The following is a 15,595-nucleotide window of genomic DNA, read 5'->3' on the forward strand; positions in this document are numbered from 1 at the left end:
GGGGGGGTGGCCGGGGGGGGGGGGTGGGAGAGGCACGGTATTGGGCGTGGGAGTGCCGGCCTCGGGGGCCAGCCCCGCTCCCACGGGGGTTGTGGTGATCAAGCGGTCACGGCCTGCTCCACCAGATGCCCGCTGTCGATCCGTACATGTCTAGGGTGGAAGCGTTTCAGGCTGCTGCGGTGGCCGACGCTGACGATGCTCAGGCCCGGCAACTGATCGATCAGCGCCTGATACAACGTTGCCTCATCCTCTTCATCCATCGCCGAGGTCGCTTCGTCCATGTACAGCCATTGCGGTGCGTAAAGCATGGCGCGGGCGAAAGCCAGGCGTTGCTGCTCACCCGGCGACAGCATGCGCTGCCAGTGATTGGCTTCGTCCAGACGCGCAACCAGATGCGGCAGACGGCAAGTCTCCAGCACCTGCGCGTAACGTTCCGTCGCGTAGGTATCGCCCGGTTGTGGATAACTCAAGGCCTCGCGCAAGGTGCCGATCGGCAGATACGGTTTCTGCGGCAGGAACAGGTAGCGCGCCGCTGGCAGCCGGATGTTGCCGTGCCCCGCCGGCCACAGGTGTCCCATCGCCCGCAGCAACGTCGACTTGCCGCTGCCGGATCGGCCGCTGAGCATCACCCGCTCGCCCGGCTCCACCGTCATGTCGGCATTGGTCAGCAGGTGACGACCATCAGCCAAGTCCAGACCGAGATTGTGCACTTTGAGTTCGCTGCCCTGATTCTGCACATCGATGGCCGGCGTACGCTGTTCGTTATCGGTCATGGCCTGACGGAAACTCAGCAGACGATCACAGGTGGCACGCCAGGACGCGAGGCTCTGATACGCACTGATAAACCAGCTGAAACTCTCCTGGACGTTGCCGAATGCCGAGCTGATCTGCATCAGCTCACCCAGTTCGATCTTGCCGGCGAGGTAACGCGGCGACGCAACGATAAACGGGAAAATGATCGCAGCCTGGCTGTAACCGGCAGTGAAAAATGTCAGGCGCTTGGACACTTTCATGATGTCCCAGAAGTTATGCCAGACCATGCCGAAACGGTTGCTCAAGCGACGGTTCTCATTCGGTTCGCCGTTATACAACGCGATGCTTTCGGCATTCTCGCGAATCCGCACCATGGAAAAACGCAGGTCGGCTTCGAAGCGTTGTTGTTGGTTATTCAGGCCGATCAGGCGACGACCGATCAAATGCGTCAGCCAGCTACCCACCACGGCGTAGACCAGCACGCACCAGAACATGTAGCCGGGAATGGTGATGCCATAGACTTCGATGCTGCCTGACACGCCCCACAAAATGATCGAGAACGACACCAGACTGACGATATTGCGCAGCAGGCCGATCCCCAACTCAAGGGTGTTGGAAGTGAAGTTGTTAAGGTCTTCGGAAATCCGCTGATCCGGGTTATCGGTGTAACCGCCCTGCTCCAGCTGGTAGTAATTCTTGTCGGCGAGCCAACGGGAAAAATGCTTTTCGGTGAGCCAGGCCCGCCAGCGAATCGTCAGCATCTGGGTCAGATACAGCCGATACACCGCACCGACAATCGCAACGGCCGCAATACCGCAAAAATATAGAATCAAGCGCCAGAACGCCGCCTCATCCTTCTTTTGCAGCGCGTTGTAGAAATCCTTGTACCAGGTGTTGAACCACACCGAGATCCCCACGCTCAGCAACGAGAGCGCGGTCACTGCAATCAGCAATGTCCAGGCCTTGCCCTTCTCTTCACTGCGCCAGTAGGGCGTGATGATCGCCCACACTTTGCGAAAAAACTGCCCGCGCACAGCATCGTTGACCGCGGAATATTCAGCGTTCTGATTCATGGAAAAGGCTCGATAAAGAAAAGAACAGACACGCACCGATCATAGTTGATCGGTTCGTTTCATCGCCAGAGTGGGACTGGCTCATTCAGGGATTGTTCAGATTTGCAGGGGTTTCAGTATCGCAGCGAGCGCACGTACCGTTCATCGGGACTGTCAGAGTTGACAGTAGAGGGGGGCTATTCAGGCTGATCAACTGGGCTGGCCTCCTGCAAGGAATTCGCTGTGAATCAGGAGAGCAGGTTACCCCTCTGACAACGAAAGGAATTGGTCATGAACAAAGTAGAAAACCCGCTTAATGCTCCAACCAGCGATTCGATCAAGAATGGCAAACTGTCTATCAGTGAGGTGAGTGATTCGGGGATTACAGTCAAATTCAGTTCCGATAACCCCAAGGTTGATATCCATCTTGCCTGGATCGGATATGCCTCCGAAAAGAAATCCGAACAGAAAGGCGGTAAAAACAACGAGCTCATTCTCCCGGTATCAAAAGCTACCGTGAAAAGCTGGTTGGGGCTGGATCTCTACGCGCAATGCGAAGCGACTCTGGGTGGAAAAAAATACTCATCGCCAAAAATGTTCTTCACGGTCGTAGCTTGAACCCAGGCGCTACCCGAATGCAGGGTAGCGCCTGTTTCATTCAATCCAGCTCATTTGCCCAGAAAACCTTTCAACGACGAACCGGGCGCTTCTGCAGTTTGCGCTGCAGGGTGCGGCGGTGCATGCCCAGGGCGCGGGCAGTGGCGGAAATGTTGCCTTCATGCTCGGTCAGCACACGCTGGATGTGCTCCCATTGCAGGCGGTCAACCGACATCGGGTTTTCCGGCACCAGACTGTCGAGGTCGGCGTGCTCGGAGAGCAGCGCGGCCAGTACGTCATCGGCGTCGGCCGGTTTGCACAGGTAGTTGCAGGCGCCGCGCTTGATCGCTTCGACCGCGGTGGCAATGCTCGAATAACCGGTGAGGATCACCACGCGCATTTCCGGGTCCAGCTCCAGCAGCTTGGGCAGCAGCACCAGGCCGGAGTCGCCGTCCATTTTCAAGTCCAGCGCGGCGTAGTCCGGCAGGTCGGCCTGGGCGATGGTCAGGCCTTCTTCGGCGGAACCTGCGGTGCTGACGCGAAAGCCACGACGAGCCATGGCACGGGCCATTACTCGGGTGAACGTTGCGTCGTCGTCGACCAGCAGCAAATGCGGCAGTTCTTCGCCTTCGACTTGGATTTCGTCACTCATGTTGGTCTCCTCGGGCGCCGTGGGGCAGGCGCAGCTCGGTGAGCGTGCCGCCTTCCTCATGACTATAGAGTTTCACTGAGCCGCCGGCGCGTGTCACGCTGGCCTTGCTCAAAAACAGGCCCAGGCCGAAACCTTTGCCCTTGGTGGTAAAAAACGGTTTGCCGATCTGCTCGGCGATGGCCAGCGGCACACCGGCGCCGTGGTCACGAATGCTTATGGTCACGGTTTCCGCGTCCCAGTCCAGCGTCACCTGAAGATTTTCCGGGCAGGCGTCGGCGGCATTGTTCAGCAGGTTGAGCAGCGCCTGGGTCAGATCAGGCGGCGGTGCCATGCGCGGCACGGTGCCCTGGCCGAGACGCTGGAAGCGATAACTGGCTTCCGGACGCATCAGGTGCCAGCGGTTCAGCGCTTCGTCGAGCCATTGGGTGACGTCCTGCATTTCCACGGCCATACGGCGGTTGGCTTCGGCGGCACGCACCAGTTGCTGCAGGGTTTCTTTGCAGAGTTTGACCTGGTCCTGCAGCACCTTGAGGTCGTCCTGCAGCATCGCGTCGGGATGATCCTGCTGCATTTCCTTGAGCAACACACTCATGGTCGCCAGCGGCGTGCCGAGTTCATGCGCGGCGCCGGCCGCCTGAGTGGCGACGGCGAGCAATTGCTGATCGCGCAGGCCTTCTTCGCGACGAATCGCCCGCAACTCTTCCTGACGACGCAGCTCTTCCGCCATGCGCGCGGCGAAAAACGTGATCACCGCAGCGGCCAGCGCGAAGCTCAGCCACATGCCGTAGATCTGCAGGTTCTCGCGAGCCACCGGCAGGGTTTCCAACGGATAGAAACGCGTGAGCATCACGGTGTACAGCGCCAGCGCGATACCCGACAGAATCACCGAATAACGCCACGGCAGCGTCACCGCCGCGATGGTCAGCGGCACCAGATAGTAGGAAACGAACGGGTTGGTCGAACCGCCGGAGAAATACAGCAACGCACTGTGGATCACCAGATCACAGGCCAGTTGCAGGGCATATTCGAGTTCAGTCACCGGCCATGAAGTGCGCAGGCGTACGGCGGTGAACACGCACAGCAGAATCGAGCAGCCGAGGGTCATCGCCAGTTGCACCCACGGCAACGGCAGCAGTTGCAGCCAGTAGGCCAGGCCGACGGAACCGGCCTGCGCGGCGAGCACCAGGGTGCGAATGAAAGTCAGCCGCCAGAGGTTCTGGCGAGTGGCGGAAGTCAGTTGTACGGGGGCGAGCATGAGCTCTCCTGATGAGCGCTCCAGGCGGATCGCACGGAGTATAACCAAGCCGCGCCTTTGAGAGGCGAAAGTGCGGCAAATGACCACATGGCGTTGCCGGTAAAATGGGCTACCTCACATGGCTGTCTGAGATCGACTGTGGCGAGGGAGCTTGCTCCCGCTCGGCTGCGAAGCAGTCGTAAATCCGGTATCTCCGATATTTCTGGCAGATCACGGTTGCCGGGTTTGGGACTGCTTCGCAGTCCAGCGGGAGCAAGCTCCCTCGCCACAAGAGCGCACTCGATTCAGGATCTGCGGTGATCCCGGCCATCTGTATAGAAGTTGTAACTGGGCGAACCGGATCGCAGAAGCTAGAGTCTGATGGTTTCACGCAGGGACGAACCAACACCTGCGCATTATTCAAGGAGCCTTCATGCACACCTTTCGCCGCAGCGCCGCCCTTCTCGCCCTGACCGTCGGCAGCATCGCCAGCCTTCCGGCGCTGGCCGCCGATGAGCTGCACTACAACCAGATTTCCCTGCGCGCCGAAGTCAGCCAGGAAGTGGCCCGCGACCTGATGATCGTGACGCTCTACACCGAAGCGCAAAACACCGACCCGGCCAAACTCGCCGCGGACGTCAGCACCACCATGAACAAGGCACTCGCACAGGCCAAGCAAGTCAAAGACATCACCCTGCGCCAGGGCAGCCGCAACAGCTACCCGATCTACGACACCAAAGGCCAGAAGATCACCGGCTGGCGTGAACGCGCCGAACTGCGCCTGGAAAGCGCCGACTTCGCCGCCCTGTCCAAACTCACCGGCGAACTGCTGACCGACCTGAAAATGGGCGGCATGGACTTCGCCATCGCCGAGCCGACCCGCAAGGCCAGCGAGGACAAGTTGCTGAAAGAAGCCGTCAGCGCCTTCAAGGCCCGCGCGCAATTGGCCACTGACGCACTGGGCGGCAAGGGGTACAAAATCGTCAACCTGAACCTCAACAGCAACGGTTATCCACAACCGTACATGCGCGCCCCGATGATGATGAAAGCCGCCGGCATGGCGGATTCGGCACCGGTCACGCCGGAAGTAGAAGCCGGCACCAGCCAGGTCAGCCTGACCGCCGATGGCTCGATCGAAGTGCTGATGCAGTGAATTGATGTGGGCTGAATGACAAACCGGCGATCAGTGAATGATCGCCGGTTTTTTTGTGCCTGGATTTTGTGGTGAATGTTCCGCCGCCATCGCGAGCAGGCTCACTCCTACAATTTGGAATGCGTTCCCCTGTAGGAGTGAGCCTGCTCGCGATGAACGATAACGCGGTCTCAGGTCTGCGGATCCACCCGATCCAGCGCCCGATTCACCGCCAGTTCAGCCAGCATGATGATCTGCTGAATCGCCAGCGCCGTATTGCGCTGCGGGCGACTGAGCTGATCGGCGAAATCACTGGCCATGGTGTTGGCCGAGGCCAGGGACTCGCAGGCGTGGGCCAGCAGACTTTCCGTGTCGATGCCCGGATGGACGAGGAACATCGAACTCGGGGGGCGCGGTTTTGTAGCTTCGGGGCTGAGGTAGAAATCGAGGGCGCGTTTGATCGCTTCGCGGTTTTTTGCGAGGTCTTCGGCGTGGAGGGCTTCGGTGAGTGGGGTTGTGGGTTCGAGCGGTGGATCTGGGACTGGCTTAGTCATTGGATAACCCTATTTTGCAAATGAATGCCAGCACTTGCCGTTTCTCACGCGGCGAAGTGGGTGGCAGCTATGTGCGAGGTGAGAAACCGGAAAAATAGGAAACCGGCCAGACCGAAGTCTGCCCGCACACAGCCGCCATGAAGCATTTGCAGGCAACAGATAAGCCGCCGGCAATTATGCGGACACATGGACTGAATCACTAATTTTTCCAGGCTCTCACACCCGATCGCTGAGTTTTCAGCGACAGTTCAAGGCTAGAGAGCTGGCGTCCGAGGGACAACCTGAAAACCTTGTGGGAAGGTTCTGGTTATTTGAAACGACTTTAAACAAGCCAATTTTATCAGGTGACTGGACGGGCCTCTTCGCGAGCAAGCCCGCTCCCACAGTGGATGGCGTGCAGGCAGTTAGAGATTGGTCGGCTGTCAGGCCGCCATCACTTAGCCAGTCGCCGCACCCGCTTTTCACCACTCAACACGATGAGCGTTAGCTCGAGTACCGCTTTTGATCTTGATCCACGGGCGACGTCGGAAGGCTGAGTGGAGGGATTGATCCGGGGGTGGGAGCGCAGCGACCGTTTGGCGCAGCCAAACACAGCGAGAGGAGGTGCAGCGAAGCAAACCGTAGGCGCTGCGCCCGGATCGATCCCGCAGCGAAGGCACCCCGAGCCCCAGCGAGCGGGCCGAACGCAGGAGCAAGCCTTTTTGGTTACTTTTTCGGCGTCTGGAAAAAGTGACCCGCCGTAAGGGCGGAACCCCAAGCCGCCGTTACCGCAGCAACGGATATGCACCCAAAAGCCCCAGATATACCGAGATAGACACCCCAATAAGAAAAACGATATTTCCGAACACACCCAAATCCCCGCTAACCTGAAAAAACAACCACCTCCAAATCCCGGGGACTCCATGGAAAGATTCACCCTAAAACCACTACTAATCACCCTCGCACTAACAGCCATAGCCCCGATCGCAAACGCAGCCACCACCCTGGTCTACTGCTCCGAAGCCAGCCCGGCAGGCTTCGACCCCAGCCAATACACCAGCGGCACCGACTTCGACGCCTCAGCCGAAACCGTCTTCAACCGCCTCACCCATTTCCAGCGCGGCGGCACCGAAGTCGAACCCGGCCTGGCAATCAACTGGGACGTAAGCCCGGACGGCCTCCAGTACACCTTCCACCTACGGCAAGGCGTGAAATTCCACACAACGGAATATTTCACCCCGACCCGCGACTTCAACGCCGACGACGTACTGTTCACCTTCCAGCGCCTGCTCGACCCCGACAACGCCTTTCGCAAGGCCTACCCCGCCGAGTCCCCGTACTTCACCGACATGGGCCTGAACACCACGATCAAATCGGTAGAAAAAATCGACGATCAGACCGTGCGCTTCAGCCTGAACAACGTCGACGCCGCGTTCGTGCAAAACCTCGCCATGAGCTTCGCCTCGGTGCAATCGGCCGAATACGCCGCGCAACTGCTAAAGGAAGGCAAAGCCGCCGACCTCAACCAGAAACCGGTGGGCACCGGCCCGTTCGTATTCAAGCGCTACCAGAAAGATTCGCAGATCCGCTACGCCGCCAACCCGGCCTACTGGAAACCTGAAGACGTGAAGATCGACAACCTGATCTTCTCGATCACCCCCGACGCCGCCGTACGCCTGCAGAAACTCAAGGCCGGCGAATGCCAGGTCAGCGGCTACCCGCGCCCGGCCGACATCGAAGTGATGCAACAAGACCCGAACCTGCGCGTGCTCAAGCAGCCCGGTTTCAACCTCGGCTTCCTTGCCTACAACACCACTCACCCGCCATTGGACCAGCTCAAGGTCCGTCAGGCACTGGACATGGCCATCGACAAACCGGCAATCATCAAAGCGGTTTACCAGAGTGCCGGCCAACTGGCGCAGAACGCCTTGCCGCCGGCGCAATGGTCGTATGACCCGAACATCAAGGACGCGCCATACGACCCGGTGAAGGCCAAGGCGCTACTCAAGGAAGCCGGGGTTGCGCCGGGTACCACCATCAACCTGTGGGCGATGACGGTGCAGCGCGCCTCAAACCCGAATGCACGCATGTCGGCGCAGATGATCCAGCAGGATTGGGAGAAAATCGGCATCAAGGCCAACATCGTCAGCTACGAATGGGGCGAGTACATCAAGCGTGCGAAAAATGGCGAACACGACGCGATGATCTATGGTTGGACAGGTGACAACGGCGACCCGGACAACTGGCTCGGCGTGCTCTACAGCTGCGCCGCGGTCAAGGGCAGCAACTACGCCAAGTGGTGCGACCCGGCCTACGACAAACTGGTGCAGCAGGCCAAGGTGACCACCGACAAGGCGCAACGGGTAAAACTGTATCAACAGGCGCAACTGATCCTTAAACAGCAGGTGCCGATCACCCCGATCGCCAACTCCACGGTGTTCCAGCCGCTGCGCAAGGAAGTGACCGACTTCAAGATCAGTCCGTTTGGCCTTACGCCCTTCTACGGCGTGGGTATAAATAAGTAACACCGAGCCCCAATGCGGCGCGCACAACGTGACCGGCGCACCGTTTTGGGGCTTCGTTTGCACCGTAAAATGCACCCGCAAACGGTCAAATGCGTCAAAAGTTATACAGATGCGACATTAAGGTACGTACGTGCCACCGTTTAACGCTCGCTCACACTCTGGATCTTGCATTGGGTATGGCCCCTGCATAAGTATCCGCAGGCACGACTCACGAGGTCGTACCTCAATATTAAAAAATGACAACAAATCATGAGGCCAACATGCTTAAACACGCGGTCATTCCGTTTTTAGTCGGCGCAGGCTTGTTAGCCTCCGCACCTTTCGCATCCGCTGCGACTAACCTGGTGTTCTGCTCCGAAGGGAGCCCGGCCGGTTTTGATCCAGGCCAGTACACCACCGGAACCGACTTCGACGCCTCAGCCGAAACCATGTTCAACCGCCTGAGCCAGTTCGAGCGTGGCGGCACCGCCGTTATCCCGGGCCTGGCCACCAGCTGGGACATTTCCCCGGACGGCCTGACTTACACCTTCCACTTGCGTGAAGGCGTCAAGTTCCACACCACCCCGTATTTCAAGCCGACTCGTGAGTTCAACGCCGACGACGTGCTGTTCACCTTTAATCGCATGATTAACAAGGATGACCCGTTCCGTAAGGCGTACCCGACCGAATTCCCGTACTTCACCGACATGGGGATGGACACCAACATCACCAAGATCGATAAAGTCGACGACCACACCGTTAAGTTCACGCTGAAAGAAGTCGACGCCGCGTTCATCCAGAACATGGCCATGAGCTTCGCCTCGATCCAGTCCGCCGAGTACGCAGCCCAGCTGCTCAAGGAAGGCAAGGCTGCCGACATCAACCAGAAGCCGATCGGCACTGGCCCGTTCGTGTTCAAGAGCTACCAGAAAGACTCGAACATCCGCTACACCGGCAACAAGGATTACTGGAAGCCTGAGGACGTGAAGATCGACAACCTGATCTTCGCCATCACCACCGACCCGTCGGTACGTATCCAGAAACTGAAAAAGAACGAGTGCCAGGTCACCCTGTTCCCGCGTCCGGCGGATCTCGCGGCGCTGAAGGCCGACAAAACCCTGAAGATGCCTGACCAGGCCGGTTTCAACCTGGGCTACATCGCCTACAACGTGATGGACAAGGTCAAGGGCAGCAACGAGGCTAACCCGCTGGCTGACCTGCGCGTACGTCAGGCGCTGGACATGGCGGTGAACAAGCCGCAGATCATCGATTCGGTTTACCAGGGCGCCGGCCAGCTGGCCGTCAACGCCATGCCACCGACCCAGTGGTCCTACGACACCACCATCAAGGACGCCAAGTACGATCCTGAAAAAGCCAAGCAACTGCTCAAGGAAGCTGGCGTCAAGGAAGGTACCGAGATCGTTCTGTGGGCGATGCCGGTGCAGCGTCCGTACAACCCGAACGCCAAGCTGATGGCTGAAATGCTCCAGTCCGACTGGAAGAAGATCGGCCTGAACGTGAAGATCACCAGCTACGAGTGGGGCGAGTACATCAAGCGTTCCAAAGGTGGCGAGAACCAGGCCATGATCATTGGCTGGAGCGGTGACAATGGTGACCCGGACAACTGGCTGAACGTGCTGTTCGGCTGCGACTCGCTCAGCGGCAACAACTTCTCCAAGTGGTGCGACAAGAAGTTCGACGGCCTCGTCAAGGAAGCCAAGCGCACGACCGACCAGGCCAAGCGCACCGAACTGTACAAACAGGCGCAACACGTCCTCAAAGATGCAGTCCCAATGACACCTATCGCTCACTCGACGGTGTATCAACCCATGCGCGCCAACGTGCAGGACTTCAAGATCAGCCCATTCGGCTTGAATTCCTTCTATGGCGTCAGCGTCAGCAATTAAGCCATTGCAAGGGCGACGTTCATGACGTCGCCCTTGCTTTAGCTGCCGGGAAGTCAGGAATTTGCCTACAGCCAATTCCGCTGCGGATGACTGCAGTGGCATAGGACGTGTCGACTTTTCCTACGAGTTTTCAGGCAATTACGCATTTACTGCCAGACCCACGGCCCCTACCGTCGGGTTCTGACCAGTTTCTGCGTGTGCCACCGGCTTGCCGTACGTGCTGGATTGAGCTCGATGCCACCTCAACGTCCCTGGACGGGACCGCGGTGCATTGAACAACACTACAAAAAAGAGGGAGCGTCATGCGCCATACCTTGGTTTTTTCCGCACTGCTGGGCGCCGGCCTGTTGGCCGCCACGTCCGCCAGTTACGCCGCCAGCAACAGCCTGGTGTTCTGCTCCGAAGGCAGCCCGGCGGGTTTTGATACCGCGCAATACACGACGGCCACCGATAACGATGCCGCCGAGCCGCTGTACAACCGCCTGGTCGAGTTTGAAAAAGGCGCGACCAACGTCGTACCGGGACTGGCAACCAAGTGGGATATTTCCGAGGATGGTCTCAAGTACACCTTTCACCTGCGTGAAGGTGTGAAATTTCATACAACGCCGTACTTCAAACCGACGCGCGATTTCAACGCCGACGACGTGCTGTTCACGTTTAACCGCATGCTCGATCCGCAACAGCCATTCCGTAAGGCTTATCCGACCGAATTCCCGTATTTCAACGGGATGAGCCTGAACAAGAACATTGCCAAGGTCGAAAAGACCGGGCCGCTGACCGTGGAGTTCACGCTCAACAGCGTCGACGCCGCGTTCATCCAGAACATCGCCATGAGCTTCGCTGCCATCCTGTCCGCCGAATACGCCGACAAGCTGCTGGCCGAAGGCAAGCCGAGCGACATCAACCAGAAGCCGGTCGGCACCGGGCCGTTCGTGTTCAAGAGCTATCAGAAAGACTCGAATATCCGTTACACCGGTAACGAGCACTACTGGGACCCGAGCCGGGTCAAGCTGAAGAACCTGATCTTCGCGATCAACACCGACGCTTCGGTACGCGTGCAGAAGCTCAAGGCCGGCGAATGCCAGATCACCCTGCATCCACGCCCTGCCGATGTCGAAGCACTGAAGGTCGACCCGAAACTGCAGCTGATTTCCAAGCCGGGCTTCAACCTCGGCTACATCGCCTACAACGTGCGCCACAAGCCCTTCGACCAGCTCGAAGTACGTCAGGCGCTGGACATGGCGGTGAATAAACAGGGGATTCTCAACGCTGTTTATCAAGGCGCCGGGCAACTGGCGGTCAACGCCATGCCACCGACCCAGTGGTCCTACGACGACAGCATCAAAGACGCCGCCTACAACCCGGAAAAAGCCCGCGAGCTGCTCAAGGCTGCCGGCGTGAAAGAAGGCACCGAGATCACCCTGTGGGCGATGCCGGTACAGCGTCCATACAACCCGAACGCCAAACTGATGGCCGAAATGCTCCAGGCAGACTGGGCGAAAATCGGTCTGAAAGTGAAGATCGTCAGCTACGAATGGGGCGAGTACATCAAGCGCACCAAGAATGGCGAGCACGATATCAGCCTGATCGGCTGGACCGGCGACAACGGGGACCCGGACAACTGGCTGGGCACCCTGTACAGCTGCGACGCCATTGGCGGCAACAACTATTCCATGTGGTGCGATCCGGCGTACGACAAGCTGATCAAAGAGGCCAAGGTCGTCACCGATCGCGACCAGCGCACCACGCTCTACAAACAGGCGCAGCAGTTGCTCAAGCAGCAAGTGCCGATCACGCCTGTCGCCCACTCGACGGTCAACCAGCCGTTAAGCGCCAGGGTTGAAGGCTTCAAGGTCAGCCCCTTCGGTCGCAATGTATTCTCGGGCGTCAGTATCGATTAACCCAACCGATTAGCCGCAACGCTGAGGGGGACCGTCTACCCCCCTCACGCAAGCGCCTTGCCGAAATTCGCCAATCCGGCCTTTTGCAAACGTTTGCGATGTGTGAAATGAGTTCTAAACCAATAACCGGCCAACCTAAAAAGCCGGCATAAAAAGAAAGTAAAGGAGCTTCACCCATGAAACTGAGCAGCACCGCGATCCTGGCCCTGGCCATAAGCAGCGTCACCGCCACCGCGTATGCGGAAGAGCAGAGCCAGGCGTTCACCCCGGTGACCGTCAACGAGAAGAGCGCCCAGGCTGACGCCAAAGGTTTCCTCGAAGGTTCGACAATCAGCGGCACGACCCGCAACTGGTACGCCAACGAGCAACTCAAGCGCGGCGGCAAGTTCACCTACCGCAAAGATGGCGTCGCCACCCCGACCGATCGTCGTATCAACTGGGTACAGGGCACCATCGTCAACTTCAGCTCCGGCTTCACTGAGGGCACCGTCGGTGTCAGCACTGAAATTGCCGCTTACAACGCTGTAGCACTGGAGCGTAATCGCAAGGATCTGGCCTCCAACAACGGTGGTGCACCGGGTTCTCGTCCAGGCGCGGGCAACAACCGTACGCTGACCAAAGAAGGCGGCGACGCTGAAGGCCAGTGGAGCAAACTGGGCCTGGCCAACGTCAAGTTCCGCGTGTCGAACACAACCCTGACCGCCGGTCGCCAGAACTTCAGCACCCCGATCGTCGACACCATCGGCAACCGTGCGCTGCCTTCGAGCTTTGAAGGTGTGAGCCTGCACAGCGAAGAACTGAACAACCTGTCGTTTGACGCCGGCAGCTTCGACCGCGTATCGCCGCGTACCGAAGAGAGCCTGTCCAAGTTCCGCTCCGAGTACACCAACAACAACGCCGAAACCGATCGCGTCAGCATCGTCGGCCTGAACTATCAGCCGCTGAAAAGCCTGAAGACCAGCCTGTACGCCTCCAAGGTTGAAGACTTCTGGAACCAGTACTACTTCGGCGCCACCCACGAACTGGGTGACAGCAATGTCGTCAGCCTGACCACCGGCCTGAACTACTACAAGACCGTCGATACCGGCAAAAAAGAGATGGGCGAAATCGACAACGACACCTACTCGCTGTCGTTCGGCCTGACTCACCAGGCCCACAGCCTGACCTTCTCGTACCAGGCCATCAACGGTGACGAGTACTTCGACTACCTGCACGAAACCAACGGCATCTACCTGGCCAACTCCCTGCTGTCGGACTTCAACGGCCCGAACGAGAAATCCTTCCAGGTTGCCTACGGTCTGAACATGGCCGAATACGGCGTGCCAGGTCTGAAGTTCAACATCTATCAGGCTCGCGGCTGGGGCATCGACGGCACTCATTACACTGGCACTGCGTATGACGTACGCAACATGGACGGCGAGCACCACTACGAATACGGCATTGGTGCAACCTACGCGGTACAGAGCGGCCCACTCAAGGCGACCACCATCCGTGGCACCTACACCGCTCACCGCGCCAGCGAAAACCAGTCCGATGGCAGCATCAACGAGTTCCGTCTCGTGACCACCATCCCGTTCAACATCCTGTAAAAACCGCCAACCGACGGCTGACTCATGACGAGTCGGCCGTTCGGTTTTTTGTCTTCAACCGATTGCAGAGGGTTATCGATGAAAATGCTTCCCCTACGTGCGGCCGTCGCTGCCGCGTTGTTGAGCGCCGCCATCGGCGTCTCGGCCAAACCCTTGGTGGTCTGCACCGAAGCCAGTCCGGAAGGCTTCGATATGGTCCAGTACACAACTGCAGTCACTGCCGATGCGGTGGCCGAAACCATCTTCAACCGCCTGGCCGACTTCAAGCCCGGCACCACCGAAGTGATTCCGGCACTGGCCGAATCCTGGGACATCAGTGAAGACGGCCTGACGTACACGTTCCACCTGCGCAAAGGCGTCAAGTTTCACACCACCGAATACTTCAAGCCGACCCGCGACATGAACGCCGACGACGTGGTCTGGAGCTTCCAGCGTCAGCTGGACCCGAATCACCCGTGGCACAAACTGTCGAGCGTGGGCTTCCCGTACTTTGAAAGCATGGGCTTCAAGGAACTGCTCAAAAGCGTAGAGAAAGTCGACGACAACACGGTCAAGTTCACCCTGACCCGCCGCGAAGCGCCGTTCCTGGCCGACATCGCCATGGCCTTCTCCTCGATCTACCCGGCCGAATACGCCGACCAGTTGCTCAAGTCCGGCAAGACCGGCGACCTCAACAACAAACCAGTCGGCACCGGCCCGTTCATCTTCCAGCGTTATGCCAAGGATGCGCAGGTGCGCTTCAAGGCCAACCCGGACTACTTCCGTGGCAAGGCCCCGGCTGACGCGCTGATCCTGGCGATTGCCACCGACAACAACGTGCGTCTGCAGAAGCTCAAGGCCAACGAGTGCCAGATTGCGCTGTATCCGAAACCGGATGACATCCCGAGCATCAAGAAAGACAGCAACCTGAAAGTCGACGAGATGGACGCGATGACCGTCTCGTACATCGCCATGAACACCCAGCACAAATACATGAGCGACGTGCGCGTGCGTAAGGCCATCGACATCGCCTTCGACAAGGAAGCCTACGTCAACGCGCTGTTCGGCAAAGGCAACGCCAGCGTGGCGGTCAACCCGTACCCGCCGACGCTGCTGGGTTACAACCACGACCTGAAGAACCCGCCACGCGACCTGGACAAGGCGCGTGCCCTGCTCAAGGAAGCCGGGGTTCCGGAAGGCACCGTGTTTACCCTGTTTACCCGTAACGGCGGCGGCCCGACCAACCCGAATCCGATGCTCGGCGCGCAGATGATGCAGGCTGACCTGGCGAAAGTCGGAATCAAGATCGACATCCGCGTCATGGAATGGGGCGAAATGCTCAAGCGCGCCAAGGCCGGCGAGCACGACATGGTGTCGGCCGGATGGGCGGGCGACAACGGCGACCCGGATAACTTCCTGACGCCTATGCTCAGTTGCGAAGCAGCCAAGAACGGCGAAAACTACGCGCGCTGGTGCAACGAGAAATTCCAGACCCTGCTCGACGAAGCACGGGCTAAAGTAGATCCGGCCGAACGCGCCAAACTCTACGAACAGGCCCAGGTGCTGTTTAATCAGGACCAACCGTGGATCAGCATGGCCCACACCCGGATGTTTACCGCAATGCGCAACAACGTAGAGGGTTATCACATCAGCCCTCTCACAACCAATAACTTCGCCACTACCCAGGTGAAGTAGATAAGAAACTCCCGGCCTCCCTGACCCCAGGGTCGCCGGGCACGCCTAACCGGCTGATGAGGTACCA

Annotated in this window: 11 protein-coding genes; 7 read left to right on the plus strand and 4 right to left on the minus strand. The window is 58.8% G+C overall.

Annotated elements, in window-relative coordinates:
• Positions 1-98 precede the first annotated feature (98 nt).
• Positions 99-1,826, minus strand: a complete 1,728-nt coding sequence (locus LVD08_RS08625) for an ABC transporter ATP-binding protein/permease (RefSeq protein ID WP_247267919.1) — start codon at positions 1,824-1,826, stop codon at positions 99-101.
• A gap of 270 nt (positions 1,827-2,096) precedes the next feature.
• On the opposite strand from LVD08_RS08625, the gene LVD08_RS08630 reads away from it, so the two are divergent.
• Positions 2,097-2,423, plus strand: coding sequence for a hypothetical protein (locus LVD08_RS08630; RefSeq protein WP_247267920.1), 327 nt, complete (start codon positions 2,097-2,099; stop codon positions 2,421-2,423).
• A gap of 70 nt (positions 2,424-2,493) precedes the next feature.
• On the opposite strand, the gene LVD08_RS08635 is transcribed toward LVD08_RS08630, so the two are convergent.
• Both LVD08_RS08635 and LVD08_RS08640 read right to left on the minus strand, forming a co-directional pair.
• Positions 2,494-3,054, minus strand: coding sequence for a response regulator transcription factor (locus LVD08_RS08635; protein WP_003221630.1), 561 nt, complete (start codon positions 3,052-3,054; stop codon positions 2,494-2,496).
• The gene (locus LVD08_RS08640) at positions 3,047-4,309 is read right to left on the minus strand and encodes an ATP-binding protein (protein ID WP_027610820.1); all 1,263 of its coding nucleotides are present in this window, start codon (positions 4,307-4,309) and stop codon (positions 3,047-3,049) included. Before LVD08_RS08640 ends, LVD08_RS08635 begins: the two co-directional genes overlap by 8 nt.
• Before the next feature lie 412 nt (positions 4,310-4,721).
• On the opposite strand from LVD08_RS08640, the gene LVD08_RS08645 reads away from it, so the two are divergent.
• Complete coding sequence (locus LVD08_RS08645) at positions 4,722-5,441, plus strand: SIMPL domain-containing protein (RefSeq protein ID WP_027610819.1); 720 nt, start codon at positions 4,722-4,724, stop codon at positions 5,439-5,441.
• Positions 5,442-5,611: 170 nt separating this feature from the next.
• On the opposite strand, the gene LVD08_RS08650 is transcribed toward LVD08_RS08645, so the two are convergent.
• The gene (locus LVD08_RS08650; protein ID WP_247267921.1) at positions 5,612-5,974 is read right to left on the minus strand and encodes a DUF6124 family protein; all 363 of its coding nucleotides are present in this window, start codon (positions 5,972-5,974) and stop codon (positions 5,612-5,614) included.
• 902 nt (positions 5,975-6,876) lie between these two features.
• Here LVD08_RS08650 and LVD08_RS08655 point away from each other — a divergent pair.
• From LVD08_RS08655 to LVD08_RS08675, 5 genes are all read left to right on the plus strand, one after another.
• Entirely contained in the window at positions 6,877-8,478 is a 1,602-nt protein-coding gene (locus LVD08_RS08655; RefSeq protein WP_247267922.1) for an ABC transporter substrate-binding protein, read from the plus strand.
• Positions 8,479-8,738: 260 nt separating this feature from the next.
• Positions 8,739-10,364, plus strand: a complete 1,626-nt coding sequence (locus LVD08_RS08660; RefSeq protein ID WP_027610816.1) for an ABC transporter substrate-binding protein — start codon at positions 8,739-8,741, stop codon at positions 10,362-10,364.
• Positions 10,365-10,666: 302 nt separating this feature from the next.
• Positions 10,667-12,265: an ABC transporter substrate-binding protein gene (locus LVD08_RS08665; RefSeq protein ID WP_027610815.1), complete on the plus strand. Its 1,599-nt coding sequence runs from the start codon at positions 10,667-10,669 to the stop codon at positions 12,263-12,265.
• A gap of 176 nt (positions 12,266-12,441) precedes the next feature.
• On the plus strand, positions 12,442-13,854 hold the full coding sequence (locus tag LVD08_RS08670) for an OprD family porin (RefSeq protein ID WP_247267923.1): 1,413 nt from the start codon (positions 12,442-12,444) through the stop codon (positions 13,852-13,854).
• Positions 13,855-13,932: 78 nt separating this feature from the next.
• Positions 13,933-15,528 carry an ABC transporter substrate-binding protein gene (locus LVD08_RS08675; RefSeq protein WP_097090378.1) on the plus strand — a complete coding sequence of 532 codons (1,596 nt, stop codon included), beginning with the start codon at positions 13,933-13,935 and terminating at the stop codon, positions 15,526-15,528.
• Positions 15,529-15,595 lie beyond the last annotated feature (67 nt).

It is taken from the genome of Pseudomonas sp. YL2, assembly GCF_023063025.1.
GTDB lineage: Bacteria > Pseudomonadota > Gammaproteobacteria > Pseudomonadales > Pseudomonadaceae > Aquipseudomonas > Aquipseudomonas putida_A.

What these genes read in the sequence shown, in the direction of transcription:
- LVD08_RS08630 (WP_247267920.1), top strand. Translation starts at nt 2,097, where the DNA reads ATGAACAAAGTAGAAAACCCGCTTAATGCTCCAACCAGCGATTCGATC.
- LVD08_RS08660 (WP_027610816.1), top strand. Translation starts at nt 8,739, where the DNA reads ATGCTTAAACACGCGGTCATTCCGTTTTTAGTCGGCGCAGGCTTGTTA.
- LVD08_RS08625 (WP_247267919.1), bottom strand. Translation starts at nt 1,826, where the DNA reads ATGAATCAGAACGCTGAATATTCCGCGGTCAACGATGCTGTGCGCGGG.
- LVD08_RS08640 (WP_027610820.1), bottom strand. Translation starts at nt 4,309, where the DNA reads ATGCTCGCCCCCGTACAACTGACTTCCGCCACTCGCCAGAACCTCTGG.
- LVD08_RS08635 (WP_003221630.1), bottom strand. Translation starts at nt 3,054, where the DNA reads ATGAGTGACGAAATCCAAGTCGAAGGCGAAGAACTGCCGCATTTGCTG.
- LVD08_RS08675 (WP_097090378.1), top strand. Translation starts at nt 13,933, where the DNA reads ATGAAAATGCTTCCCCTACGTGCGGCCGTCGCTGCCGCGTTGTTGAGC.
- LVD08_RS08655 (WP_247267922.1), top strand. Translation starts at nt 6,877, where the DNA reads ATGGAAAGATTCACCCTAAAACCACTACTAATCACCCTCGCACTAACA.
- LVD08_RS08665 (WP_027610815.1), top strand. Translation starts at nt 10,667, where the DNA reads ATGCGCCATACCTTGGTTTTTTCCGCACTGCTGGGCGCCGGCCTGTTG.
- LVD08_RS08645 (WP_027610819.1), top strand. Translation starts at nt 4,722, where the DNA reads ATGCACACCTTTCGCCGCAGCGCCGCCCTTCTCGCCCTGACCGTCGGC.
- LVD08_RS08650 (WP_247267921.1), bottom strand. Translation starts at nt 5,974, where the DNA reads ATGACTAAGCCAGTCCCAGATCCACCGCTCGAACCCACAACCCCACTC.
- LVD08_RS08670 (WP_247267923.1), top strand. Translation starts at nt 12,442, where the DNA reads ATGAAACTGAGCAGCACCGCGATCCTGGCCCTGGCCATAAGCAGCGTC.